The sequence below is a fragment of the Limnovirga soli genome (genome assembly GCF_013106755.1).
GTDB lineage: Bacteria > Bacteroidota > Bacteroidia > Chitinophagales > Chitinophagaceae > Limnovirga > Limnovirga soli.
Genome location: NZ_WHPF01000007.1, coordinates 274,466 through 298,387, shown reverse-complemented (window position 1 = coordinate 298,387; position 23,922 = coordinate 274,466). Strand labels below are relative to the sequence as shown.

Sequence of the window (23,922 nt, the reverse complement as noted above, 5' to 3'; positions counted from 1 at the left end):
GTACAAGTGAGTGACACAACAACCGCTGGTAAATGAACCGGCAGCCTGCTTAAAAAATTCTTTTATCTTTCAAAAAATTGTATATATGAAAAAATGCTTTTTGCTGTTGTTGGTATGCAGCACTACTGTGGGTTTTGCCCAAAAAATTGATAAGATTATAAATGCCGGTCAGGTAGCCGAAATAGAAAAAATATTAAGTGCAGATGATATGGCCGGCCGCAGAACATTTACACCGGGTATTGAAAAAGCATCAGGCTTTATTGAAACGCAGTTTAAAAAAGCCGGACTTAAAACATTTAATGGCGCATCTAATTACCGCCAGGAATTTTTTATGTACCAATGCGCTGCCGCAGAAAAGAAAATAATGATTGATGGCGAAGTAATTAGCAACGACCGAATTGCCTGCTTACCGGCATTTGCGCCAACTATTTCTTTAACCCAAAAGGATGATATTAGTGTAGTAAAAATTAATGCAGGTGATAAATTTGGGCAGAAATTTTATGAATATTTTCAAAGCAAAAAAAACCTGCTGGTATTGGTAGATAGCTCTTTCAGCAAAAGATTTGCAAACATACAGCAGTTTGAAAATACTACTGCAGAGCAGCCCAGCAACACAGTAATATTTGTATTGGGTTCAACCAGCGCCAATAATTTTTCCATTAATTTAACCAATACATTATCTAAAAAAGCATTGAATAATGTGGTGGGCGTTTTACCAGGCAAAAGCAAACCCGATGAGTTTGTAATTTTTAGTGCCCATTACGATCATTTAGGCGTTGGCAGCCCCGGTGAGGGTGCACCACATAGCGGTACGGATAGTATTTATAATGGCGCCAATGATGACGCAGCAGGTACTACAGCGGTGATTATGCTGGCTAATTATTTTAAAGCCATGAACAATAATGAACGCACTATTATTTTTACCACTTTTACCGGTGAAGAGCTGGGCGGATTTGGATCGCAATATTTTTCTAAACAACTAGACCCCGCCAAAGTGGTAGCCATGTTTAATATTGAAATGATTGGCACCGATTCTAAATGGGGTAATAACAGTGCCTATATAACTGGTTTTGAAAAAACAGATATGGGCGCTATTCTGCAACGTAACCTGGAAGGAACGGATTTTCATTTTTATGCGGACCCTTACCCTGATCAACAATTATTTTACCGATCAGACAATGCCACGTTGGCCCGGTTGGGTGTACCAGCACATACCATTTCTACGTCAAAAATGGATAATGAGCCAAATTATCATACAGCAGGAGATGAAATGAGCACCCTGAATATGGAAAACATGGCAGCTATTATAAAAGCTATCGCTGTTAGCTCTACCAGTATTATTAGTGGAAAAGATACCCCTTCAAGGGTGGATGCCACACAGTTAAAATAATAGCACGTCATATATTTACACCATAAAAAAAGCCCGTTTTGCTAAACGGGCTTTTTTATGCTGATAGTAGTTTTATACCTGAATAATTCCATTACGGATAGCATACATTACAATGCCAATACGGGATTGGGTTTCCAGTTTTTCGAACATATTTACCCGCATGGTTTCTGCGGTGCGGGCACTTACCCCCATTGAAGCACCAATTTCTTTATAGGATTTCTCGGTACAGCAAAGTTTAAGGAACATAATTTCCTGATTAGAGAATTGAATTTCCTGCTTTGGTTTTTTATCCTTGTTAGGATTTGAAACAATAGAGAGCATTTTATCGCTAATGGTTTCATTAAAATAAAAACCCCTTTCTGCTATTTCATGTAATGCATTTTTAAGTCCTTCGGGTTTGGTATCTTTTAAAATATAGCCCTTGGCGCCTAATTGCATCATTTGAATAATCGACATATCATCATCCATCATAGTTAGAACAAGCACTTTTATTTCAGGCTCGTTTTCCTTTAACCATTTGGCAGTATTAAACCCGTTCATTTCGGGCATATTTACATCCAATAAAATAATATCAGGTTTATGTCCGGCCATAAGCATATCTATACATTCCCTTCCATTATCTGCCTCAAATAATACAGTATAGTTGCCAAAGCTTTTTATAACGTTGGCCAATCCGTTTCTTAGTAATGCATGATCATCTACCAATGCTACTTTAATCATATGGTTATGTATTAAGAATAGTTAATTGAATATTGGTTCCTTCGCCAAAAACAGAATTTATATGAAAACTGGCGTTAATTAATTTGCATCGTTGCTGTATACTTTTAAGGCCAATTCCACTTTCCAGGTTATTAAGCTTTTCAATGTCAAATCCAACTCCATCATCCTTTATAGTAATCAGCGTTTTATCGGCAGTTTTGGCAATAATAACTTCTATGAATTTCGCTTTTGCATGTTTTACAATATTGTTCAGGCTTTCCTGTATCATTCTAAAAACAATAATACATTTCTCATTTGTAAGTAATATATCATCATCATCGCAATCCAGTACAGTTTGTATTTTAGCAACCCGCTGTACCAAATTCAGTTCCTGCTGTATGGCATTAACCAAACCAATATCCGCAATTTTTTCAGGGTGCATGCTTTTACTAAGGTCGCGTAAATCGGTGATGGCTTTACCCAACAATTCTTCTGATAATGCTACCTGTTCGCTAACATGTGCGGGTATCGTATTCAGGTTTAGTTTGGCAAGGCTTAATACCTGGCCAATATTATCGTGAATTTCCTGACTTATATTTCTAAACATCTGCTCCTGTATTTCAATTTGCGATGTTAAAATGGCCTGCTCGTATTGCACTTTAAGTTCGGCCATTTCTTTTTCGTATAAGGCGCGGCGGCGGCGTATTTGCATTACCAGCAGGTAAAAGAACATGATAAAAAAGAATATTACTATTGTTGCCACAATAACAATATACCATGTAGATGATGTAACAATATTGTTGAATATCATACCTGCAATGTAACAATTTTATTGGTAGTCATTTTTTAGGGGTTTTACTTGCTGCTATTTTGTTGGCGTACAAGTGTGCGACGCAAGAATGTTTAATAGCATTACCAGGTACGGCCCCGCATGATGGCTGTTTGCTTTACATTTTACTGCAATGTACAATTTCTCATTTTAACTGCAGAACCAAAATAAAAGGGATGTATTAATTGCAATTGATAATACCGGCATTGGTAACTATGGCATCATCGTTGCGTCGCAATCCTTTCATCGGCATCAACTATATGCGGCTGGAGGCTTGGTATAAAGTACCTGGCTAATTTTCGTATAAGCTAATAACAATAGGGTTTTCTCTTCTGTAAAACAAAAGGCCAATGGAGATAAGAAGACATTTTAAAAATGTGGCAATGCCAGAAAAAAACAATAGTTTAATGCCATCGGAAAAATGGTTTTCCAATACATAATACTTCACCATAAAATAAACCATCAGGTTTATTGCAAAAGCAATTAACAAACCGCTCACAATCCAAAACGAAGGGGAACGCTGAAAATTAAGTATTTCATCTTTCGTGGTAAGGGTATAAATATAATACATGCTAAGTACCATTAAAATAAGGTACGATAAGTTAATAGAATTACTATTAAAATGTGTAAGTGGCTCAAAGAAAATAATATTAAAAAGCCAGAAAATAGTAAAGCTGGCATTGGTAACCAAGTATAATTTCCTTGGAAAAACAATAGCAGTTTTACTTAAAATATAATAGGATACATACCATTGTTCGAACAATGTAAAAAAATGGTACATAGGGGCATTGTTTTTGTAAAAATTCGCCACGAAATTGGTGCTTACATAAAACAAAATACTTATCAGGCAATAAAAAAACAGGAGTAACTCCTTTTTTGCCAGTTGTTTCCAAAACAACAAAAAACATAACAAGGGCATTAATAGCGGAATAGCATCTCCATTTCTATTATAAAATTGAAAAATAGCTTCCAGCATATGCATTTTTTCTGTGGGCTGCTACAACTAAAGTGCAACTAGCCTAATTTGCCCTGCTTATCAGGGTAGTTATTTTTTCTGATCTATAAAATAGCAGGCCGATAGTTACAAGTATGCATTTGATAAAAATAAACACATCAGCAGAAATAATGATGGCCCGCCCCTGATTATTCATATTCTGCAAAACATAATATTTCAGAATTCCCTGTATGATAATACTTAAGGCAAAATAGACCAGAAAACCACTGGTTATCCAAAAAACCGGTAAATACTGTATATGCATAACTTCTTCATCCTTACCAATCAACTTGTATATGCAATAAAGACAAATGATCATTAAAATTAAACTGGATATTGCCCTTGTATTACTGTTAAAAAGCGTAAGGGGTTCCATGGTAGCAATATTAATAGCCCAAAAAATGGTAAAGGAAATATTTATAATAAAGTACCATTTTCTTGGGAAAACCTGCAAGGTTTTATACAATAGATAAAAAGAAATATACCACTGTTCAAACAGGGTAAAAAAATGGTACATAGGTACATTATTCATCTTATACCATGCACCCAGCACATCCGAAATGGCGTTGAATACAAAAGTTATAAGAAAATAAATAAACAGCATCAGTTCTGGCTTTCGCAGTTTATTCCAGAAAATCAAAAAGCAAATAAGTGGTATTACATATGGTAATACATCAGTATAATTGATAATTGAATCCCATGTAACCGTAGGCATAATTACGAATTTAGAATATTTGTTTTACCACAAGCAGGTGGGCAAGGGTGTACATCTGCCACCAATGGGGCTGGGTCTGGGGGCAAGGTATTACCAATGCGGTAGTCATTATAATCTCCGGCGGCATCTTTTTGCACAGCCACAACAGTTACATTTGGCACCAGCTGGTTTTCTACAATATCAGCGCCTAAATATATGCGTAAGCCATCTAATTCTGCCTGTCCGCCAGCCTGAGCCAACATGGCTTTAATATCGTCTTTGGTAATTAAAAATGAATACTTGGCAGCAGTTTTACCAGCCGGCGTTAAGCCCTGTACGTAGTTTCTAAAATTGGTAATCTTCGTTTTAATGTCCTGCCAGTTAGCCATAGTGTACTTGTTTGTTTGGTTATTTTACAAATAACGTAAAAGTCCGGCTAATTATCCGATTGAATTATATCAGAAAAAGGTTTTATTTGATATATAGCACCTTATGCTACATCCGAACATGAAGTTTTCCCGTATTTTTGAAATAACAAAAACTATCATCCACCCTATTGTTAACCGCAAGCAAACACTATGAGAAAACTTAGCCAACTTTCATCCACATTAAAAGGTTCAGAAATTGTACGCCTGGGCAATGAAATTAATGAACGCAAAAGCAGGGGTGAGCATATCTATAATTTTACTATCGGAGATTTTGATCCCGCTGTTTTCCCTATACCACAAGAGTTGGAAGAACTTATTACCAATGCCTATAAAAATCATTATACCAATTATCCCCCCGCTGATGGTTTGCAAGAGCTAAGGGCAGCAGTAAAATCTTTTATTTTGGAGCGGGAGCAAATAGACTATAACCTGAACGAAATATTAATTGCCTCTGGTGGCAGGCCTCTTATTTACACACTCTTTAAAGCCATAGTAGACCCCGGGGATAAAGTAATTTATGCCGTACCCTCCTGGAACAATAATCACTACTGCACAATGAATGGCGCAGAACATTGTGTTATTGCTACTACGCCACAAAACAATTTTATGCCATCGGCAGCAGATATTGCTGCCAATATTCATAATGCGGTATTGGTTTGCCTTTGTACACCACAAAACCCAACAGGCACTACTTTACCTAAAAATGAGCTCGAAAAAATTTGCCAGATAATACTGGATGAAAATAATAAACGCGGTTCGGATGAGAAGAAAGTATATCTCATGTTCGATCAAATGTATTTTACACTTACACACGGTATTACCCAGCATCATAACCCCATTGCATTAAAGCCTGCCATGAAAGAGTATACCATTTTTATTGATGGTATTTCAAAAGCTTTTGCAGCAACCGGTGTGCGGGTGGGTTGGTCGCTAGGGCCGGCAGACATCATTGGTAAAATGAAAGCATTGCTTAGCCATATTGGGGCATGGGCGCCCATGGCCGAGCAAAAAGCCGTAGCACAATACCTTGGCCAAACCGCCCTGGTAAACCACTTCATAAATCAGTTTAAAGCGGCTCTGGAACAAAGGCTGGTAAGTATTTACAATGGCTTTACAGCGCTAAAACAAAAAGGCTTTGCCGTAGATGCCATAATACCACAGGCTGCCATTTATTTAACCATAAAACTAGACCTTACCGGAAAAAGCTTTAATGGCACACCCCTGCAAACGCAGGCTGATGTAACCTCCTATATTTTAGATCAGGCCAAATTGGCTGTTGTGCCGTTTTATGCTTTTGGAGATGATGATCAATCACCCTGGTACCGTTTAAGCGTAGGCACCTGCCAATTACAACATATAGCCCCCATGTTCGATCAGTTGGAAGCTGCATTGGCACAATTGGAATAAGTACATTTTCATTTTTTGGCTGCCGTTTTTTAAAAGGCAATATTTATTTACCCGGCTATACAAAAGCCATCAGCACCGCTTGCGTCGCACTCTTGTGCTGTACTAATGCTATTGGGCAATTGGGTGTTTATTTATTTACCTATTTTTTATATAAAATAACTGGTGTTTTTGTTTATAAAACAAAGAAAGGCCACCCTTAAAAAGGTAGCCTTTTAGCAAAAAAACCATATTTACCTTAATGAAAAACTATTTACTTCCAGCAATTGAACACTGCTGATATTAACACCCGGTTGTAAGGGCACCATAAATGTTTCTACCGGACCATTATCACCAACATGGCTACCATAGGCCAACAATAAATGATTGGCAATTACTGCAAAGCAGGTGCAATTTCCGGTGATAAAATAAATGGCTACTTTGTGTTTTTGTATATCGTTAATATCAGATTCAATTAGCTCAAACCTGTATTTTTCAAAAACGATGGGCACACCATGTACATCCTGTAAATAGGGCATCTGGTTTTTAAAACCCGCAATAAAAAAATCGGCAGCAAACCCGGTTTTATAATGTAGCGAATTGGCCCTTCCATCTGCTTTTTTCAGCGCTGTAAAACTGGTATACTCGCCTGTAGTATTGTAGGCCTGTGATTTTAACAGATACTCCTTATAAGTAGCTTCCAGTATATTACGTTCTATACCTGTGGCAGTTGTATAGTCTATAGTATGCCTGTATGTTACCTGTATGATTGACTTTTGCATAAGATTTTTTTAGTGTATTAAACATTTATTGTTGCCTTAAAACCGGGTGTACAAGTGTGCGACGCAAGTAAAGATGCCATACTATATCTGGCGCCGGGTAAAAAAAACATTTAGTTTACAGTGCAATACCCAGTGTAAAAGTGCCGGCATAGCCATTGGTAATATCGCCTGTTAAAGTCACTGTTTCATTTGCCAAATCTGTAGCGGAATTGCCAAAAATATTATCACTTGCATTGCGCATTGTATTTACACCGTGCGCCGCATACAGAGATGAAACATGCACCGCATCTGAGATTGTTTCCGGAAAAGTAATTTGCGTGGTTTTTTTAAGCACACTATTTACAAATATTTCTATGTGAATATGTGTAGCACGGCCCTGGTACCAACCCGGATAAATGGTATTAAATATTACCTGGCCATTAGCATCCGCAATTTGATAGCCACGCAGCCAGGTTTCGCCAACATAACTTTTGGTACCCAATACACCTCCGGTTTGGTTGCCATAACCTGAGTAGTAACCATCTTTATTGCAATGCCAGATATCTACCCTTGCACCTGCAACAACTGCACAACTACTATTGGTGTTTACTACATTAAAGGTTAAGCTAAGGGGTAAGCCTGTTTGTCCGGCAGTAACATCGCTTCTTAATAAAGGATTATTAATTTCCCCGTCTACATAGGGGTATGGGCCTTCCACCTCGGTAGGTGCCAAAGTACAGCCATCAGTTGTGGTGGTATCTGTAGTAGATGTAGTAGCATCTGTTACCTCTTTTTTACAGGATTGTGCTAAAGCAGCACCAATACCAATAATACCAAAACTGTTTCTTAAAAAATCTTTTCTTTCCATTGTATTGTGTTTAATTGGTGATTGAATTAATTGTTGGAGGCGCCGTTATCTATCCAGCAAATGATGGCATTTTTTTGTTCAGCGGTAAGAGTGGTTCCCTCTGGCATGCCACCACTGTATATTTCTGAGCGAATGCTGTTTCTATCGTTATATACCTGGGTATAAGTGGTTAACGCGCCGGGGCCTTCTGTACTGCCTGCAGCATGGCAATTGGAATTGGTTGCGCAATAGGTTTGTATTAAAGGTGCTACATCAGTTGCGTAGGATTTTGCAGTACCGCTGCAATCTACAGTATACACGGTTGTTGTGCTGGTAACAGTTTTATTACAGCCTACAAATGCTGCTACTGTTGCAAGGCCCAGAAAGAGTGATTTTCTCATGTTTGTATTTTACCAGGTGATAAATGGAATAACTACATTACAAATGTTCCATCTAAAATTTAGCTGATAAAATACTTGCGATTAAGAAGGTATTTTTTGAGGTTGTTAACTTATTTGTTAAAGAAATCCAAGAATGCTTCTTCATAACTGGCACCTATTGGTATTTCATCTCCTGCAATGGTTATTGTACGGTTTTTAACCTGTTGCACATGCTTTATGGCTATAATATAGGAGCGGTGTATACGAAAAAAATCTTTGGGAGACAGTTTTAGTTGCATGGCTTTCATCGTCATTCTTGCTACCAGTGGCTTCTGGTTAAGCAGGTGAATTTTTAGGTAATCGTCAAGCCCCTCAATAAACAAAATGTCGGCAGTATTAATTTTAATAAGGCTATAATCGGCTCTTACAAGCAGGTAGGTTTGTTCTTTGCTTTCTATTGCATGTTGTATACTATAATTATCTGCCGCTTTTTGCATGGCCTGTGTAAAACGTTCATATGTAAAGGGCTTCAGCAAATAATCCAATGCATTCAAATTAAAACCTTCTACGGCATACTCGCTGTAGGCGGTGGTAAAAATCACCATTGTTTTTTGCTCTATGGCTTTATACAATTCAATACCTGTAATGGACGGCATATTAATATCAAGAAACAACAAATCAACGGGAAATTTACGCAAGTGCTTTAATGCTTCAACAGGTTTATTAAACACTTTGTCCAATTGAATATGTTCAGTTCTGGCGCAAAAATTTTCCAGCACTTTTAATGCTGGTATTTCGTCGTCTATAGCAATTGCTTTTATCATTGTAACTGTATAGTTAAATGAACAATAAATTCAGCAGAATTATTCTCTATTGTTAATACATGTGCTCCCGGGTAAAGCAAAGCCAGGCGGTCACGGGTATTTTGTATACCAAGCCCGGTGCGTTCCTGCCCGGATTTTTGAATAATTACTTTTTTGTTTAACACCATTAAATGCAAAGCCTGTTGCTGTTGCTGTATAACTATATCAATAACGGCATCATCTTCTGCATTTACCCCATATTTAAAAGCATTCTCTATAAACGGTATTATTACCAAGGGTGCAATCTTTTTCCCCTGCAAACTTCCCTCGACCCTAAAATTAATCTTTACAGCATCTTCAAACCGTATCTTTTGTAATGCGATATAATTGGATATGTATGCCAACTCTTTTTCCAATGGTACAAAATCTGTTTCTGCTTCATTTAATACATACCGCATCATTTCAGAAAGCTTTACAATCGCAATCGGGGTATTATCCGATTTTTCTATGGCCAAAGAGTAAATGCTATTCAGTGTATTAAACAAAAAATGTGGATTAATTTGCGATTTCAGGTACATTAATTCTGCCTGAAATTTCTTTGCTTCAGTGTCTTTTAAACGGTTATTTATATTTAGCACTCCCGAAAAAAAAGCTACCGCTAAAAAAATAAACAAATATTGGGTTATCATTAAACCCAAATCATCATTATATGGCGGTGGCATTCTTTGCGGATTGGGAGCTGTTGGAGGGTTTTCCAACCAATCCGGTGGCAGATCTTTTTTTCCCTGCTCTCCCATTAATGGCATATTAGCTGGTGCAGTACCTTTCAGATAACTATGAGATATTATAGCGGCAGGTACTACAGATACCAGAACAAAGCACAAAACAGTTAACAATCCAAATAACCTAAACCGCCTTATATTGTATAGTTTTGGGATTAAAACAAAATAATTCAAATAAAAATAGCCTATCAATAACAGGTAAGCCAGCATTCGTTCCTGAGTAGGAATGCTATGCAATATGTCTGCCGATCTTGGAAAATCAGGTGCCACTAAAATGGGCAAACATAAAAAAGTAATGCAGCTGGTAACATGAATCAATATCGGCAGTTTCCCCTTTTTCATCAATGCAAAAATATAAGCTAAACAAAGCCATTCGCTAAATACGAGCATATTTGAGGCAGAAACCAATAATTTCAAGGTATAAACTAAACCTAACAAACAATAAACAGGCCTTACTAACAATATATTAAATCAACAAACTATTTGTTAGCATAAATACAGTAGCCAAAATAATATCAAAACAATTTCTCAGCCTTTTATTAAAAAATAAACAGTATAACCATATGCTAACCTCATTTTTAACCCAGCCTTAATCCATATCGCGGTAACTAATACGTGGCGTAAAATAGTTTTTACTACTTTCACGTCCCGATAATGTGTAGAATTGACACTGTGCGATTTGTGTATTAAACAACTTTCCAGATGAAAGCAATTATTCCTGTTGCAGGTGCAGGGGCCAAACTAAGGCCACACACCTACACACAACCAAAAGCTTTAATTCCAATTGCTGGTAAAACCATTCTTAGTTTTATTGTAGACCAGTTACATGCGGCCGATATAACAGAATTTATTTTTATTGTTGGATACTTAGGCGAAAAAATTCAGGATTACGTTAAACAAACCTATCCCCATCTTACCTGCCATTTTGTATTTCAAACCGAAAGGCATGGCACCGGTCACGCCATAGAACTTACCAAAAACATTGTAAACAACGATGAAGTTTTTGTGGTGCTGGGAGATACCATTTGCGAGTACGATATTAAAGAAGTAATGGCCAGCCCCTACAGCATGCTGGGCGTAAAAAAAGTTGACGATCCCCGCACTTTTGGCGTTGCAGAAATAGACGATGAAGGTTTTGTAACCCATGTGGTAGAAAAACCTTCCATTCCTAAAAGCAATATGGCCCTGGTTGGCTTATACAAAATAAAAGAAACCCATTTCTTATTCGAATGCCTGCTGCACCTGTTTAAACAGGATATAAAAACCTATGGCGAATACAGCCTTACAGATGCGCTGGACTGCATGATTAAACGTGGCGCCATGTTTAAATCGTTCAAGGTTAAAAACTGGTTCGATTGCGGTAAAAAAGATTCCCTGCTCGAAAGCAATGCCACCCTCCTCAAAAAATTTGGCGGCACCATACACGAGTCGGTAGTTGCCGAAAACTCCATCATCGTTTCCCCGGTAAGCATCGGCCCTGGCTGTGTATTAAAAAACGCCATCATCGGCCCCCACGTAGCCATAGGTGCCAATACCACCGTACAACATAGCATTGTTCGCGATAGTATCATCGGCTCATACACCAACCTCTACGAAGTAGTGTTAGACAATTCACTCATTGGCAGCGATGCCAGCGTAAAAGGCCTCAGCCGTAGCCTAAACATTGGCGATAATACCGAAATTGATTTTGGATAATCCTAAAGCCATTATGGGCCCGGCAGCAATCTAAGCATAAGGCATTCGTTGCGTCGCACTCTTGTGCAGCATCACAACATGCAGCAGAAAAGTCATTTCGGAATCACTATAATTACAAGGATAGCAAACACCTAAATCAACCCTACATAATTTACAATCCTTACTTTTATAGTATGATGTTTGCAAACAGAATTACCCATTTATTCAACATAGAAAAACCCATCATACAGGCAGGTATGGTCTGGGCAAGCGGCTGGCAATTGGCCAGCGCAGTAAGCAATGCAGGTGGCCTCGGACTAATAGGCAGCGGCAGCATGTATCCGGATGTGTTAAGGCAACATATTCAACAATGTAAAGCCAGTACCACCAAACCCTTTGGTGTAAATATTCCCTTACTATATCCCAATATACAGCAGCATATAGATATCATTATTGAAGAAAAAGTGCCCATCGTTTTTACATCCGCAGGCAACCCAAATACCTGGACCTCCCTGTTAAAGCAACATGGCATTACCGTGGTGCATGTGGTAAGCAGCAGCAAATTTGCCATAAAAGCCCAGCAGGCAGGTTGCGATGCTGTAGTGGCAGAGGGCTTTGAAGCCGGCGGCCATAATGGAAGGGAAGAAACCACTACGTTGGTATTAATTCCGGCAGTAAGGGCAGCTGTAAACATACCCGTTATAGCAGCAGGCGGTATTGCTACAGGCAGGCAAATGCTGGCCACCATGGTACTAGGCGCCGAAGCAGTACAGATAGGCAGCCGCTTTGTTTGCAGCAACGAAGCATCCTCACATATTCATTTTAAAGAAGCAGTTTTGGCTGCACAGGAAGGAGATACCATGCTAAGCATGAAAAAAACAGTACCCGTTCGCCTGTTAAAAAACAATTTCTATGCAGCTATTAAACAGGCAGAATTAAACGGGGCAAGTGCCGAAGAATTAAATGCATTACTGGGCCGCGGCCGTGCCAAAAAAGGTATGTTCGAAGGCGATATGGATGAGGGCGAACTGGAAATAGGCCAGGTAAGTGCACTGATAAATACCATCCAACCTGCCTCAGAAATTGTGCAGGAAATATGGCAGGAATTTTTACTGGCACAACAACAGCCTTTTTATAATGTTTAACACACCTAAAACATTATAATGCCATACACACAATTCAGTTGGAAATATCACTTAAGCTCCTTATTTTTCAAGATATTTAACGATGATGCCCGAATTTAAATCTGTAAATGAATTTCGCCTCAATGGCGGAAAATATTTTGTACCCTCTGTTTCTATTGATTGCGTAATTTTTGGCTTTCATGATAACCAGCTTAAAGTGTTATTACTAAAAGTAGTAAACTACCATGGCTGGGGACTGCCTGCAGGCTTTATTTATAAAGAAGAAGATATAGACGCCGCTGCTCAAAGAATATTACAGGAACGTACCGGTCTGCACGACATATTTCTACAGCAATTTTACATTTTTGGCAATGCCAACCGCTGCGATAACAATATTACCAAAATAGCTTTTGATAACTTACAAATAAAAGCCAAACCCAATAACTGGCTGCTGCAGCGTTTTCTTACAGTGGGTTACTATGCACTGGTAGATTTTAAAACAGTAAACGCCTCACACGATATTTTCTCAGAGGAGTTTGAATGGCACGATATTGACTGCCTGCCAACCATGGCAATGGATCATGGACAAATAGTACAGCAGGCCCTATTAACCCTACGTACCCATTTGCGCTACGAACCCGTAGGATACAATTTGTTACCCGAAAAATTTACCATGCCCGAATTGCAAAAATTATACGAAACCATACTGGGCAAAAAGTTGGACAGAAGAAATTTTCAACGCAAAATGCTTTCTTATGATATTTTGAAACGATTAAAGCAACGCAGAGAAGGCGTAGCACATAAAGCCCCTTACCTTTATTCCTTCGATTTAAAAAAGTATAGCACTGCACTTAAAGATGGCTTCCAAAGCGCATGGTAAATGTATTACCCTATATCTGGCTGGTATTGCTTTGGCTGTTATTTGGCATTGTACACAGCCTGTTTGCTACCACCAAATGCAAGTTGGTTATTTTACCTTTATTAAAAAGCCATGCACATTTTTACCGCTTATTGTATTCTCTAATAAATACAGTTTTATTAATAGTAATTCTGGCCTATCATTTTAGCATTCAAAGCAAAAATTTATGGCAACCACCATTACTGCAAATTATTATGGCAGCAATATTATTTTTGGTTGGTGGCATTATAATGGTGGTTACTGCAAAAAATTATTTTCTGGATTTAAGTGGTATTAATGCAGCACTAAAAAAAGATATTTTTTACCCTTTACAGGTTACCGGTTTGCACCGTTTTGTGCGCCACCCCCTCTATACAGGCACACTGATATTTCTGTGGAGTTTTTTCTGCTGGCAACCCAATACCGCCAATCTTATTACTTGTATTTGTATTCATGTTTACACTTATACAGGCACTTTCTTTGAGGAGCAAAAACTGATAGCAGTTTATGGTAAGGAATATCTGCAATACAAAGCCCATGTACCCAGATTATTCCCTTTTCTAGGGAAAAATTAAACAGCAGATATAATTGTTTAACCAACTTTCAAACACTAATTAAGCATCCTTGCGTCGCACTCTTGTACGGCAACAAATAGGGCAGCAAAAAAACAGGATGCAGCTATTGCAAATACTAATTTTCGTCTTTTATCCAGGCCATAAAAATTTCGTCCAGATAAATATTTTCACTTTTCAAATAACTAAATTTCTTAAATAAACCTTCCTGCACAAATCCCAATTTCTGATACAAACTAATTGCTCTTTTGTTACTAATGGCAACACTAAGTTCTATGCGCAAAAAGCCCATTGTTACTGCATAATCTATTACTTTTTGTAACATGATAGCCCCATAACCCTTACCACCTGCTGCAGGATCTATAGCTACCCCACCCAAATAAACTATATGGCTATTGCGATGTTGCATGGGCACCAGTTTACTCATGCCAACCGGTTTACCATCCACCTCAAAAACATATAATACACCTTGTTGTGTCAATGCTTCAAATATGGGTCTAAATGTTGGTTCATCCATCATTTCGTATAACAGGTATGGGTTTACCTGCGGATGCATATACAAGCCATAAAAAAAATCAAAATCGCTGAGGGTGCCTTTGCGTATCACTTTTATAAATTTTTGCTTTGGTGCATATTGGTTTGAACGTACAAGTGAGTGACACAACAGCAGCTGCATAGCATTACCATAGCCTGCTAAACAATTGCTGTTTGTGTTTTTTATTTTACAGTATAAGTTTTCTTTTCTACACCAATACCGGTAAGCGTTACAGATTTCCAGCCGGCAGGCAAAGTAGCTTTTATTTGGGTTAAGCCTTTGGGTGTAATTTCCAGTCCGCCAAAACCCATCAGCACTGCCTGCAAAATACCGCCGGCACCAGTAGCAAAATATGGGTTGGTACCACCCTTGGTTTCTGCAATAACCCTAAATGGCGGGTTAAGATTGGGTATATAGGCATCTTTAAAAAAATGGGCTGCCTTGTCTGCATCGCCCAGTCGGGAATAAAGCAAAGCAAAAATAGCCTGGGTCATGGCGGGAGTACCCTCGTTGGGCACTCGTACAGCATAATAATCCAGGTCTTTTTTTATTTGTGCTGCATCTGTTATTTCTTTTAGTGGATAAGCCAGCAGGTTTACATCGCCCTGTTTAATGCCCTCGCCATTATAGCTGGCATGTTCACGGGTTACACCGTTGTCCATTTTAAGTATGGGAATATTATTGGCTACATATTGCCAATCGGCATTTGGTGTAATGCCTAAAATAGTGGCAGCCGCAGTGGCAGCCATTAAATTGGCTTTGGCAGCCGCATTAGTAAAGGCATTATTGTCAACGTTTTCGGCCCATTCATCGGCGGCTACTACGTTCTTAATATCAAATTTACCGGGGCCATTTCTTTCTACGCGGCTGGCCCAAAAATCGGCAGTGGCAGATATTAGGGGCCATCCTTTTTCTTTCAGCCAGTTTTTATCCTGGGTTACACAATAGTAATTCCATGCGGCCAAAGCTACATCGGCGGTAATATGGTGTTCAAATGGTCCGCTAAGTGCCCAAACGGGGGTTTCTTCCACACCTGTTTCAGCACTCTCCCATGGGAACATCGCACCCTTGAAGCCATGAGAAAAAGCATTGCGCCGGGCAGCTTCCAGACGCTGATAACGATATTCTACCAGGCTTTTGGCCAACTCGGGGTGCAAAACCAGTAAGGCAGGGAACATCCATAGATCAGTATCCCAAAAAACATGGCCATTATACCCCAGACCGCTTAAACCCATGGGTGATAAAGAATAGGCCGTTCCTTCGCGTGTAAAAGAATATAAATGGTACATCATACTATGCACATCCTGCTGAGCCTGTGCATCGCCATCGATGGTAATATCGCTTTTCCAAAGGGCATCCCAGGCCTGGTTGTGAAATTGTATCAACCTGTTGCGGCCTTCCAGTTTGGCAAAAATGGTCATACGTTCTGCTTCATTCAAAGGGTCATCATGCTGGGCAGATGTAATAGATGAGCCTGTAATAGAAAAACGATAGGTTTCGCCGGCCTTAATGCTGCGGCTAAATTTCATCAGGTGGCGGTTATTATCCCACATTTCATGTATTACCCTTGGCTCGCTACCATGTGGTTCACTAAACAAAAAGGTATTGGAAGCACACATCAGCAATTTGCCCGTTGGACTTTTGGCACTGGATGTAAGCAGGCTTATAACCACATGCGGCCTGTCAATTTCATTATAATAATTCTGTACATCCCGCAATGCATCAGGTGCTTCCATTACACTGGCTGTATTAATGGCAATATCTTTTTTGGCGGTAATTTCCACATCCATTAATACAGTAAAAGGCAATTGTCTTAGAGAGTAATAAGTATATTTTACAGTGGCTTTATCCAAATAATCAAAACTGCTGGTAAAGGAAGCATGTTGCATATCCAGCTGCTGGCTAAAACCGTTAACTGTTGCGGCATTCATATTATGGCCGTCAATATCCAATGTCATATTTAGCAGGTTAAAACTGCGTAAAAAATTACTCACACGGCCGCGACCATACTGGTCGTAGGCGCCGGCCAAAACCACATCTTTTACTTTAAATGGTTCGGGAGAAGATACAATACCAATCATACCATTGGCTACCGTAATTCCATAATAATTAGATGGATCAATTTTATCGGCTTTTATTATCCATGGGCTTTGTGCTATAGTTGGTATAATACCCGCACAAACCAAAACAACAAGCAGTATTTTTTTCATAGTGCAAAATTTAGCATCGTGAACTGCTAATTTAGTGGATATAGTGCAACAGCCGGTTGTTCTATCATTTTATCTTTGGTTAAAATGGGGTACCAAAACCAAATGCATTTTGTACCGGGCTGTGGTGGGTATTATTAAACACCGCTTGCGTCGCACTCTTGTACTGCAGTATATTAAGCATCAGGCGTTTAGGCATATACAGCACCTGTAAATTAAAAACAAATAGTTTGCGCTTTGGTGCTTGTAGCTATATTTGCACCCCGTAAAAGCAATTGGCGTTTACATTTTGCCCGATAGTATAATGGTAGTACCGCAGATTCTGGTTCTGCTTGTCTTGGTTCGAATCCAGGTCGGGTAACAAAAAGGCTGTTCATTTGAGCAGCCTTTTTTATTGCCAGTTATAGTATTCTCTATTGCCCCCATTTGTTATGCAGTACAAGTGAGTGACACAAGGAACGATGCCATTATTTCTTCTGCCGGCTAAATATTATTTTATTTGAAATTGATAGGTACCCGCATTTACCAACTGAGTAAACGAATTACCTGTAATTGTTTGCTGTACGCCATTTTTAAAAAGAGATTGCCCTGCGGGTACAACCAATTTTACGGTGGCATTACTATTGGGTGGAATGGTAATAGTATAATCAATGCCACTACCCTTACGTTGCCATGCCGAGGTGATATTACCAAATGGCCCCTGGTGGCTGGCACTAAACTGGTTTAGCCCTTTTGCAAAATATGGTTGCAACAAAATATGCTTAAAGCCGGGTGCAGCGGCATCGGGTTTTATACCACCTAGTGCCTTATACATCCAGGCGCCAATTTCTCCAAACATAATATGGTTCATAGAAATATCGCTTTTGGCATCAATGGGCCAGTTTTCGTATAGGGTGGTAGCGCCGTTTTTTATCCACCAACCCCAGGAAGGGTAGGTTTCATTGGCTGCCAGCTGATAAGCAAGATCGGCGTATCCATTTTCGCTAAGGGCATTTAATATGGCTTTGGTGCCCAGCAAACCAACATCCAGCTTTACACTATCGGCTATTATACGGCTGGCCAGGTTGGCGGCAACTTTGGACTTCATTTCCTCAGGCACAAGCCCCCAGAAAAGTGGTACGCATAATTCCGTTTGCAAACCTGTACCATAAATGCCGGTGTTTTTATTTAAATATTTTTCATTGAAAGCCGTTTTAATATTAACTGCCAGAGCGGAATATTTTAGGTAATCGTTTGTTTTATTAAACAGCTTTGCGGCATTTGCCAAAATGGTAGCATCAGCATAATAATAAGCTGTAGAAGTAAGCTCTACAGGCGCCTGAGATTTAACAGGTATCCAATCGCCCAGGCCCCATGTGGTAAGGCCAGTAGGGTAATGGTAATTAATGTAATCTACATAGTGTTTTATATTATCATAGCAATCTAATAATGCCTTACTATCGCCATAAAACATATAAAGGTTCCATGGAATAATGGCAATGGTGCTTGTCCAATCGGGCCCATTTGCCCACTCATATCCCCAGCCACCAGTTGGAACAATTGAGGGTAAAACGCCATTGGGTTGTTGTTCATCGCGATGGTCGGCCATCCATTTTTCATAAATGGTAATACCATCAAAATTGTAAAGCCCTGTTTCCACTGCTATTTGCCCATCGCCGGTCCAGCCATTTTTTTCGCGTTGGGGACAATCCGTTGGATAGCCAAATAAATTGGATAAATAAGAATAATTAGTAGCGCTCCAGATTTTATTAATGGTATTATTGTCTGAATGTATATTACCAACAGGCTCCACATCGCTATGCATAAAATAGCCGGTAAGATTTTCTTTTGTAATTGCAATAGGCTTGCTACTGCTCAACTCTACATACTGAAAACCTTTATAGTTAAAATGCGGCATAAAAGTTTCTTTTCCACCCCCTTTTAAAATATATATATCTGTTTGAAAGGGATCAGTATCATCTGTAGGGCGATAATGCGCATCTATATTGGAAATATCTACGAGTCCGTTTGTATACAGGCGTTCCCCATGTTTTAGGCGCAATATAGTTCCGGCTTCGCCACTTACCGTAATACTACTAACGCCGGCAATGTTTCTGCCCAGGTTAAACACATACAATGAATCATTTACTTTTTGCATACCAGCGGCAGCTAAGGCTTCTACATTTCGAATAGGTTGCAATACCTGTGCAACAATCTGTGGCGATGGTATAGCACAATAATCTACTTCCTGCCAGGCAGTATCTGTAAAATCAGGTTCGTTCCAATGCGGTATTTCTTTACGGGCATCATAATGCTCGGCAGTATAAATACTATTAAAAATTACGGGGCTTAGTGTGGTTTTCCAGTCTTTACCGGAAGCAATGGTTTCCTGGGTACCATCACTATAGGTAATACGAAGATCCATGCAAAAAGAGGGCCTTGCCCGCCATGGTGCTTCATGAAAATACCATACGGCGGTGGATTGATGATTATACCAGCCATTCCCCAGCAATACACCGATGGCATTTTTGCCTGTCTGCAATTGTGCAGTAACATCATAGGTAACATATAAAGTTCGTCTGTCGAAACGGGTATACATGGGATCGAGGCGGTGATCGCCAATGCGCTCTCCATTGATGTATAATTCGTACAAACCTGCTACTGCAATATAGGCCCTTGCCGCTACTATTTTCTTTTGTACCTCAAATGCTTTCCTGAAATAAGGGGCGGGTTGAAGGTGAATATCCCTTGTATCATGTATCCATGCGCCCTTCCAGTTTTGCATTTGCATCATACCCGTTTCAAAATGAGCAATGGGCGATAAGGAAGGAAGGCCATTTTTATCCCACACCCGCACTGCCCAGAAATATTTTGTAAAAGGCAATAGTGGTTTGCCTTTATAATAAGCCAGCTGCGCATCACCATTAATTTTAGCAGTTTGCCAAAAATTAGCTTTTGCAAGGCTTATGGCCAAAGAATCAGTGCCTACCAATATTTGATACGCCGATTGAAAAGCGCCTTGCCTGCTATCGCTTAATTGCCATGCCAACCGGGGCTGTGTAGCATCTATACCCAATGGCGATATCATATGTTCGCATTGTAAGTGGGTTGGTATACATATATTTTGCGCAGTAAGATTACCGGCAAAAAGCAAACAAATAAAAACAGGAAATACATTGTTACGAATACGCATTGGATATGGCTTTAAATAACAAGATAGATAAAAAAGAAAACACCCTTAATCTAAAATAACCAGTTGATTACAGGATGATAATTTCGGATGATAAATGCAAATAAAAAAGCTCCTTTGCAGGAGCTTATACAAGTTTTATTTTACTTAAACCCGCTTAATATCGGCACCCAATTGTCTAAGTCTTTCATCAATATATTGGTAACCGCGGTCAATCTGTTCTATGTTTTGAATGGTGCTTTTACCTTCGGCGCTTAACGCAGCAATTAACAATGCCTGCCCTGCACGTATATCCGGGCTACTCATAGTAATTCCACGTAGTTGATTACGGCGGCCAAGACCAATTACGGTAGCACGGTGGGGATCGCAAAGAATAATTTGAGCGCCCATATCAATTAGCTTATCAGTAAAAAACAAGCGGCTTTCAAACATTTTCTGGTGTACCAATACACTACCCACCGCCTGTGTGGCTACTACTATTACAATGCTCAGCAAATCTGGTGTTAAACCTGGCCAGGGATGATCGGCAATGGTTAAAATACCGCCATCCAGATAAGTGTTTATTTCATAATGATCCTGTTCCGGTATAAAAATATCATCCCCCCTAAATTCCATTTTAATGCCCAGCTGTTGAAATTTATCCGGTATCATACCTAAATGGGCAATACCCGCATTCTTAATGGTAATTTCACTTTGTGTCATTGCCGCCATGCCTATAAAACTACCCACTTCAATCATATCGGGTAGCATACGGTGTTCGGTGCCTCCCAAATAGTCAACACCTTCAATAATAAGCAGGTTACTGCCCACGCCACTTATTTTTGCCCCCATTCGGTTAAGCATTTTACATAATTGCTGCAGGTATGGTTCGCAGGCAGCATTATAAATAGTAGTTGTACCCTTTGCCATTACCGCTGCCATTACAATATTGGCAGTACCGGTTACAGATGGTTCATCCAGCAACATATAGGTGCCTGTAAGTTGAGGTGCTACCAGCTGAAAGAAATGGTGCTGGTCGTCAAACTCAAAGCGGGCACCTAATTTCTCAAAGCCTATTATATGTGTATCTAACCGGCGGCGGCCAATTTTATCTCCACCTGGTTTTGGAATATAGGCCTTTCTAAAACGGGATAACATGGGCCCTGCAATCATAACCGAACCACGCAGCCGACCACTTTTCTTTCTAAAATCTTCTGAGGATAGAAAATCTACATCCACATCATCTGCCTGAAAAATACAGGTATCGCGGCTGGGGCGCTGTACTTTAACGCCCAGTTCCATTAATAATTCAATTAACAGGTTTACGTCAAGTATATCGGGGATATTGCTTACCGTTACTGGTTCTGGCGTAAGCAATACGGCCGAAATAATTTGCAGTGCTTCGTTTTTAGCGCCTTGAGGCACAATTTCGCCGCGTAATTTTTTGCCGCCCCTAACTTCGAATGAAGACATATATGTAAGTTAAACAGGTTATTATAAACAGTTAATGTAACGAAAATAACGAAGCCTTATCTATTTACCTTGCCGGCATGCATTTTTAGTAATAATATTTTGGGACAGTCATTTTGTTGCTTATGCAGCTTTACTTGCGTCGCACACTTGTACGGCATCAAAACAGGCAACCAATCGGGTCAAGACCTGTTCAAAAAAGCCGAATTAAGAATCGGAACGTACAAGAGTGCGACGCAAATGGGCCCAATTTATGGGTAAAAAGCGGGGCTAATAGCCAAAAAAACAATTTACCTGTACTTTAAATAGTTCAATTGTCATAATTGTGTAAAAGGAAATGGTTAAAATGGCTTAAGTATGGGTTAAATCGAAGAATATTTTCAACTAATTTCTAAAAAGTATTGCATAAGTTAATTAAAGCATTAATTTTACCATGGTTTTTCATAGGATATTGGATTTTAAAACGGGGTTGGATGTTCATCCGGGCCCCTTTTTATTTTTGGAAGTGTTTAAACACCAATACAGCTTTTGATTTGCCAATGATGGCAGCTATTTCATCCTCGCTTTTGGTAGCAATTGTTTTTACCGATTTAAATGTTTTTAGTAACTGCGTGGCGGTATTTTTTCCTATTCCTTTAATTTGTTCCAGTTCATTGGTAAAAGTGCCTTTAGAGCGTTTGTTACGATGGAAAGTAATACCAAACCGGTGTACTTCATCACGCACATAACGGATTAGTTTTAAACTATCGCCATTCATATCCAGCTTTATAGATTGTGAATCGCCGGGAAAAAATAATTCTTCCTCGTTTTTAGCCAGGCCTGCTACGGTAAGTTTACCTACCAGACCCAGTTCGATAATACTTTCCATAGCTGCACCTAATTGGCCTTTACCACCGTCAATAATTACCAGTTGTGGCAGAGGCTCATTTTCGGCTAAAAGTCTTTTATAACGCCTGTAAACCACTTCTTTCATGGTAGCAAAATCGTTAATGCCTTCCACTGTTTTTACATTATAGTGCCGGTAATCTTTTTTGCTGGGTATGCCATCCCTAAAACACACCATGGCCGATACTGGATAGCTTCCCTGAAAATTAGAGTTGTCAAAACACTCAATATGTACAGGTAGTTCCTGCAACTGTAATTCCTGCTGTAAATGATACAGTACCTGCTTTTTTTGCATATCGGATTTACCTTCCAATTGCAATGTTTTCTTCTTTTTAATCTCGGCTTTAAAGTAGTCTACATTTTTTTGCGATAGTTCGAGCAATTTAATTTTTTCACCCCCCTTGGGTATAGTTACAGTAACACTTTCATCGGGGTACTCAATGGTAAAAGGCACAATTATTTCGTTGGCAAGGCTGTTAAATGTTTCGCGTAAATTGGCTATCACAAAGCTTAATACTTCTTCTTCGGTTTCATCAAGCTTGGTTTCTACTTCGGTGGTATGTGTTTGTACAATGGTGCCGTTTTGTACCATCAGGTAGTTTACAAAAGCAACGTCATCATCTTTTAATATAGAGAATACATCAATATTAGACAGGTGCTTATTTACTATAACCGATTTTGCCTGATATGTTTCCAGGTACTCCAATTTTGCTTTGATGCTGGCGGCTTTTTCAAACTGCAGATTCATGGCAAAAGCGGCCATTTCTTTTTTATAATGTTGTATTACCGGCACCAGGTTGCCTTTAAGCATTTGCTTTATTTGCTGTATTCCATCAGCATAATCGTCGGCTGTTTGCAGGGCTTCGCAAGGGCCCTTACAATTACCCAAATGGTATTCCAGACAAACTTTGAATTTATGTTTATCAATATTTTGTTTGCTTAAGGGTAGTTTGCAGGTGCGTAATGGAATAAACTGTTTTATAAAACTTATCAGCTCCCTTACCTTGCCGCTGGATGTAAATGGCCCCAGGTATTCTGAGCCATCGTTTATTTTCCTTCTCGTTAAAAAAATGCGGGGAAATGGTTCTTTTTTTATAACAATATAGGGATAACTTTTATCGTCTTTTAAATTAATATTGAATCTGGGCTGATATTCTTTTATTAATGCATTCTCCAATAAGAAAGCATCCTGCTCAGAGTTAACTATGGTAAATTCTATGCGGTTAATACGTTGTACCAGTTCGTGCGTTTTATAGCTGGTAAATGTTTTAGAAAAATAAGAAGCTGTTCTTTTACGCAGATTTTTTGCCTTGCCAACATACAATAATTCATTGTATACATCAAAGTATTTATAAATGCCCGGCTGCACGGGAATAGTATGTGCCAATTGCTGGTATTGTGCTGCTGTCATAATTAAAG

At 39.2% G+C, this 23,922-nt stretch carries 21 protein-coding genes and 1 tRNA gene; 7 read left to right on the top strand and 15 right to left on the bottom strand.

Going from position 1 to position 23,922, the window contains the following annotated elements:
• Nucleotides 1-85 precede the first annotated feature (85 nt).
• Entirely contained in the window at nt 86-1,390 is a 1,305-nt protein-coding gene (locus GD597_RS11890; RefSeq protein ID WP_171608076.1) for a M28 family metallopeptidase, read from the top strand.
• A gap of 72 nt (nt 1,391-1,462) precedes the next feature.
• Here the strand turns inward: GD597_RS11890 and GD597_RS11885 are convergent, their stop codons facing one another.
• The 5 genes from GD597_RS11885 to GD597_RS11865 all read right to left on the bottom strand — a co-directional run bounded on the left by GD597_RS11885 (nt 1,463) and on the right by GD597_RS11865 (nt 4,995).
• Nucleotides 1,463-2,110, bottom strand: a complete 648-nt coding sequence (locus GD597_RS11885) for a response regulator transcription factor (RefSeq protein ID WP_171608075.1) — start codon at nt 2,108-2,110, stop codon at nt 1,463-1,465.
• 4 nt (nt 2,111-2,114) lie between these two features.
• Nucleotides 2,115-2,900, bottom strand: coding sequence for a sensor histidine kinase (locus GD597_RS11880; RefSeq protein WP_171608074.1), 786 nt, complete (start codon nt 2,898-2,900; stop codon nt 2,115-2,117).
• A gap of 310 nt (nt 2,901-3,210) precedes the next feature.
• Nucleotides 3,211-3,894 carry a hypothetical protein gene (locus GD597_RS11875; RefSeq protein WP_171608073.1) on the bottom strand — a complete coding sequence of 228 codons (684 nt, stop codon included), beginning with the start codon at nt 3,892-3,894 and terminating at the stop codon, nt 3,211-3,213.
• 43 nt (nt 3,895-3,937) lie between these two features.
• The gene (locus GD597_RS11870; protein ID WP_171608072.1) at nt 3,938-4,627 is read right to left on the bottom strand and encodes a hypothetical protein; all 690 of its coding nucleotides are present in this window, start codon (nt 4,625-4,627) and stop codon (nt 3,938-3,940) included.
• Between the two features lie 2 nt (nt 4,628-4,629).
• Nucleotides 4,630-4,995, bottom strand: a complete 366-nt coding sequence (locus tag GD597_RS11865; protein WP_171608071.1) for a hypothetical protein — start codon at nt 4,993-4,995, stop codon at nt 4,630-4,632.
• Nucleotides 4,996-5,184: 189 nt separating this feature from the next.
• On the opposite strand from GD597_RS11865, the gene GD597_RS11860 reads away from it, so the two are divergent.
• Nucleotides 5,185-6,441, top strand: coding sequence for a pyridoxal phosphate-dependent aminotransferase (locus GD597_RS11860; RefSeq protein ID WP_171608070.1), 1,257 nt, complete (start codon nt 5,185-5,187; stop codon nt 6,439-6,441).
• A 230-nt stretch (nt 6,442-6,671) separates the two neighbouring features.
• Here GD597_RS11860 and GD597_RS11855 read toward each other — a convergent pair whose 3' ends face one another.
• From GD597_RS11855 to GD597_RS11835, 5 genes are all read right to left on the bottom strand, one after another.
• The gene (locus tag GD597_RS11855) at nt 6,672-7,199 is read right to left on the bottom strand and encodes a hypothetical protein (RefSeq protein ID WP_171608069.1); all 528 of its coding nucleotides are present in this window, start codon (nt 7,197-7,199) and stop codon (nt 6,672-6,674) included.
• Nucleotides 7,200-7,314: 115 nt separating this feature from the next.
• Nucleotides 7,315-8,046 carry an intradiol ring-cleavage dioxygenase gene (locus GD597_RS11850; RefSeq protein WP_171608068.1) on the bottom strand — a complete coding sequence of 244 codons (732 nt, stop codon included), beginning with the start codon at nt 8,044-8,046 and terminating at the stop codon, nt 7,315-7,317.
• A gap of 26 nt (nt 8,047-8,072) precedes the next feature.
• A complete protein-coding gene (locus tag GD597_RS11845; RefSeq protein WP_171608067.1) occupies nt 8,073-8,426 on the bottom strand; it encodes a hypothetical protein in 354 nt (117 codons plus the stop codon).
• Between the two features lie 110 nt (nt 8,427-8,536).
• Nucleotides 8,537-9,229 carry a LytR/AlgR family response regulator transcription factor gene (locus GD597_RS11840; RefSeq protein ID WP_171608066.1) on the bottom strand — a complete coding sequence of 231 codons (693 nt, stop codon included), beginning with the start codon at nt 9,227-9,229 and terminating at the stop codon, nt 8,537-8,539.
• The gene (locus GD597_RS11835; protein WP_171608065.1) at nt 9,226-10,332 is read right to left on the bottom strand and encodes a sensor histidine kinase; all 1,107 of its coding nucleotides are present in this window, start codon (nt 10,330-10,332) and stop codon (nt 9,226-9,228) included. The genes GD597_RS11840 and GD597_RS11835 overlap by 4 nt, the downstream gene beginning before the upstream one ends.
• A gap of 360 nt (nt 10,333-10,692) precedes the next feature.
• On the opposite strand from GD597_RS11835, the gene GD597_RS11830 reads away from it, so the two are divergent.
• From GD597_RS11830 to GD597_RS11815, 4 genes are all read left to right on the top strand, one after another.
• Nucleotides 10,693-11,685 carry a sugar phosphate nucleotidyltransferase gene (locus GD597_RS11830; protein WP_171608064.1) on the top strand — a complete coding sequence of 331 codons (993 nt, stop codon included), beginning with the start codon at nt 10,693-10,695 and terminating at the stop codon, nt 11,683-11,685.
• A 173-nt stretch (nt 11,686-11,858) separates the two neighbouring features.
• Nucleotides 11,859-12,809, top strand: a complete 951-nt coding sequence (locus GD597_RS11825; protein WP_235954270.1) for an NAD(P)H-dependent flavin oxidoreductase — start codon at nt 11,859-11,861, stop codon at nt 12,807-12,809.
• An 82-nt stretch (nt 12,810-12,891) separates the two neighbouring features.
• Nucleotides 12,892-13,668, top strand: a complete 777-nt coding sequence (locus tag GD597_RS11820; protein WP_216368574.1) for an NUDIX hydrolase — start codon at nt 12,892-12,894, stop codon at nt 13,666-13,668.
• A complete protein-coding gene (locus GD597_RS11815) occupies nt 13,662-14,261 on the top strand; it encodes a methyltransferase family protein (protein ID WP_171608063.1) in 600 nt (199 codons plus the stop codon). Before GD597_RS11820 ends, GD597_RS11815 begins: the two co-directional genes overlap by 7 nt.
• Nucleotides 14,262-14,376: 115 nt before the next feature.
• Here GD597_RS11815 and GD597_RS11810 read toward each other — a convergent pair whose 3' ends face one another.
• Nucleotides 14,377-14,865 carry a GNAT family N-acetyltransferase gene (locus tag GD597_RS11810; protein ID WP_171608062.1) on the bottom strand — a complete coding sequence of 163 codons (489 nt, stop codon included), beginning with the start codon at nt 14,863-14,865 and terminating at the stop codon, nt 14,377-14,379.
• 110 nt (nt 14,866-14,975) lie between these two features.
• Entirely contained in the window at nt 14,976-17,003 is a 2,028-nt protein-coding gene (locus tag GD597_RS11805; protein WP_171608061.1) for a glycoside hydrolase family 65 protein, read from the bottom strand.
• A 287-nt stretch (nt 17,004-17,290) separates the two neighbouring features.
• Between GD597_RS11805 and GD597_RS11800 the strand changes: the two genes are divergently transcribed.
• Nucleotides 17,291-17,361 (top strand) — tRNA-Gln (locus GD597_RS11800).
• A gap of 129 nt (nt 17,362-17,490) precedes the next feature.
• Here GD597_RS11800 and GD597_RS11795 read toward each other — a convergent pair.
• The 3 genes from GD597_RS11795 to uvrC form a co-directional block, all read right to left on the bottom strand.
• Nucleotides 17,491-20,172 (bottom strand): alpha-L-rhamnosidase, encoded by a 2,682-nt coding sequence (locus tag GD597_RS11795; protein WP_171608060.1) that lies wholly within the window; start codon nt 20,170-20,172, stop codon nt 17,491-17,493.
• 144 nt (nt 20,173-20,316) lie between these two features.
• The gene (gene murA, locus GD597_RS11790) at nt 20,317-21,621 is read right to left on the bottom strand and encodes a UDP-N-acetylglucosamine 1-carboxyvinyltransferase (RefSeq protein WP_171608059.1); all 1,305 of its coding nucleotides are present in this window, start codon (nt 21,619-21,621) and stop codon (nt 20,317-20,319) included.
• A 490-nt stretch (nt 21,622-22,111) separates the two neighbouring features.
• On the bottom strand, nt 22,112-23,914 hold the full coding sequence (uvrC, locus tag GD597_RS11785) for an excinuclease ABC subunit UvrC (RefSeq protein WP_171608058.1): 1,803 nt from the start codon (nt 23,912-23,914) through the stop codon (nt 22,112-22,114).
• Nucleotides 23,915-23,922: the final 8 nt, after the last annotated feature.

Bases quoted from the DNA above. Each gene is read 5' to 3' on its own strand.
- GD597_RS11890 (WP_171608076.1), top strand. From the start codon at position 86: ATGAAAAAATGCTTTTTGCTGTTGTTGGTATGCAGCACTACTGTGGGT.
- GD597_RS11885 (WP_171608075.1), bottom strand. From the start codon at position 2,110: ATGATTAAAGTAGCATTGGTAGATGATCATGCATTACTAAGAAACGGA.
- GD597_RS11880 (WP_171608074.1), bottom strand. From the start codon at position 2,900: ATGATATTCAACAATATTGTTACATCATCTACATGGTATATTGTTATT.
- GD597_RS11875 (WP_171608073.1), bottom strand. From the start codon at position 3,894: ATGCTGGAAGCTATTTTTCAATTTTATAATAGAAATGGAGATGCTATT.
- GD597_RS11870 (WP_171608072.1), bottom strand. From the start codon at position 4,627: ATGCCTACGGTTACATGGGATTCAATTATCAATTATACTGATGTATTA.
- GD597_RS11865 (WP_171608071.1), bottom strand. From the start codon at position 4,995: ATGGCTAACTGGCAGGACATTAAAACGAAGATTACCAATTTTAGAAAC.
- GD597_RS11860 (WP_171608070.1), top strand. From the start codon at position 5,185: ATGAGAAAACTTAGCCAACTTTCATCCACATTAAAAGGTTCAGAAATT.
- GD597_RS11855 (WP_171608069.1), bottom strand. From the start codon at position 7,199: ATGCAAAAGTCAATCATACAGGTAACATACAGGCATACTATAGACTAT.
- GD597_RS11850 (WP_171608068.1), bottom strand. From the start codon at position 8,046: ATGGAAAGAAAAGATTTTTTAAGAAACAGTTTTGGTATTATTGGTATT.
- GD597_RS11845 (WP_171608067.1), bottom strand. From the start codon at position 8,426: ATGAGAAAATCACTCTTTCTGGGCCTTGCAACAGTAGCAGCATTTGTA.
- GD597_RS11840 (WP_171608066.1), bottom strand. From the start codon at position 9,229: ATGATAAAAGCAATTGCTATAGACGACGAAATACCAGCATTAAAAGTG.
- GD597_RS11835 (WP_171608065.1), bottom strand. From the start codon at position 10,332: ATGAAAAAGGGGAAACTGCCGATATTGATTCATGTTACCAGCTGCATT.
- GD597_RS11830 (WP_171608064.1), top strand. From the start codon at position 10,693: ATGAAAGCAATTATTCCTGTTGCAGGTGCAGGGGCCAAACTAAGGCCA.
- GD597_RS11825 (WP_235954270.1), top strand. From the start codon at position 11,859: ATGATGTTTGCAAACAGAATTACCCATTTATTCAACATAGAAAAACCC.
- GD597_RS11820 (WP_216368574.1), top strand. From the start codon at position 12,892: ATGATGCCCGAATTTAAATCTGTAAATGAATTTCGCCTCAATGGCGGA.
- GD597_RS11815 (WP_171608063.1), top strand. From the start codon at position 13,662: ATGGTAAATGTATTACCCTATATCTGGCTGGTATTGCTTTGGCTGTTA.
- GD597_RS11805 (WP_171608061.1), bottom strand. From the start codon at position 17,003: ATGAAAAAAATACTGCTTGTTGTTTTGGTTTGTGCGGGTATTATACCA.
- GD597_RS11795 (WP_171608060.1), bottom strand. From the start codon at position 20,172: ATGCGTATTCGTAACAATGTATTTCCTGTTTTTATTTGTTTGCTTTTT.
- murA (WP_171608059.1), bottom strand. From the start codon at position 21,621: ATGTCTTCATTCGAAGTTAGGGGCGGCAAAAAATTACGCGGCGAAATT.
- uvrC (WP_171608058.1), bottom strand. From the start codon at position 23,914: ATGACAGCAGCACAATACCAGCAATTGGCACATACTATTCCCGTGCAG.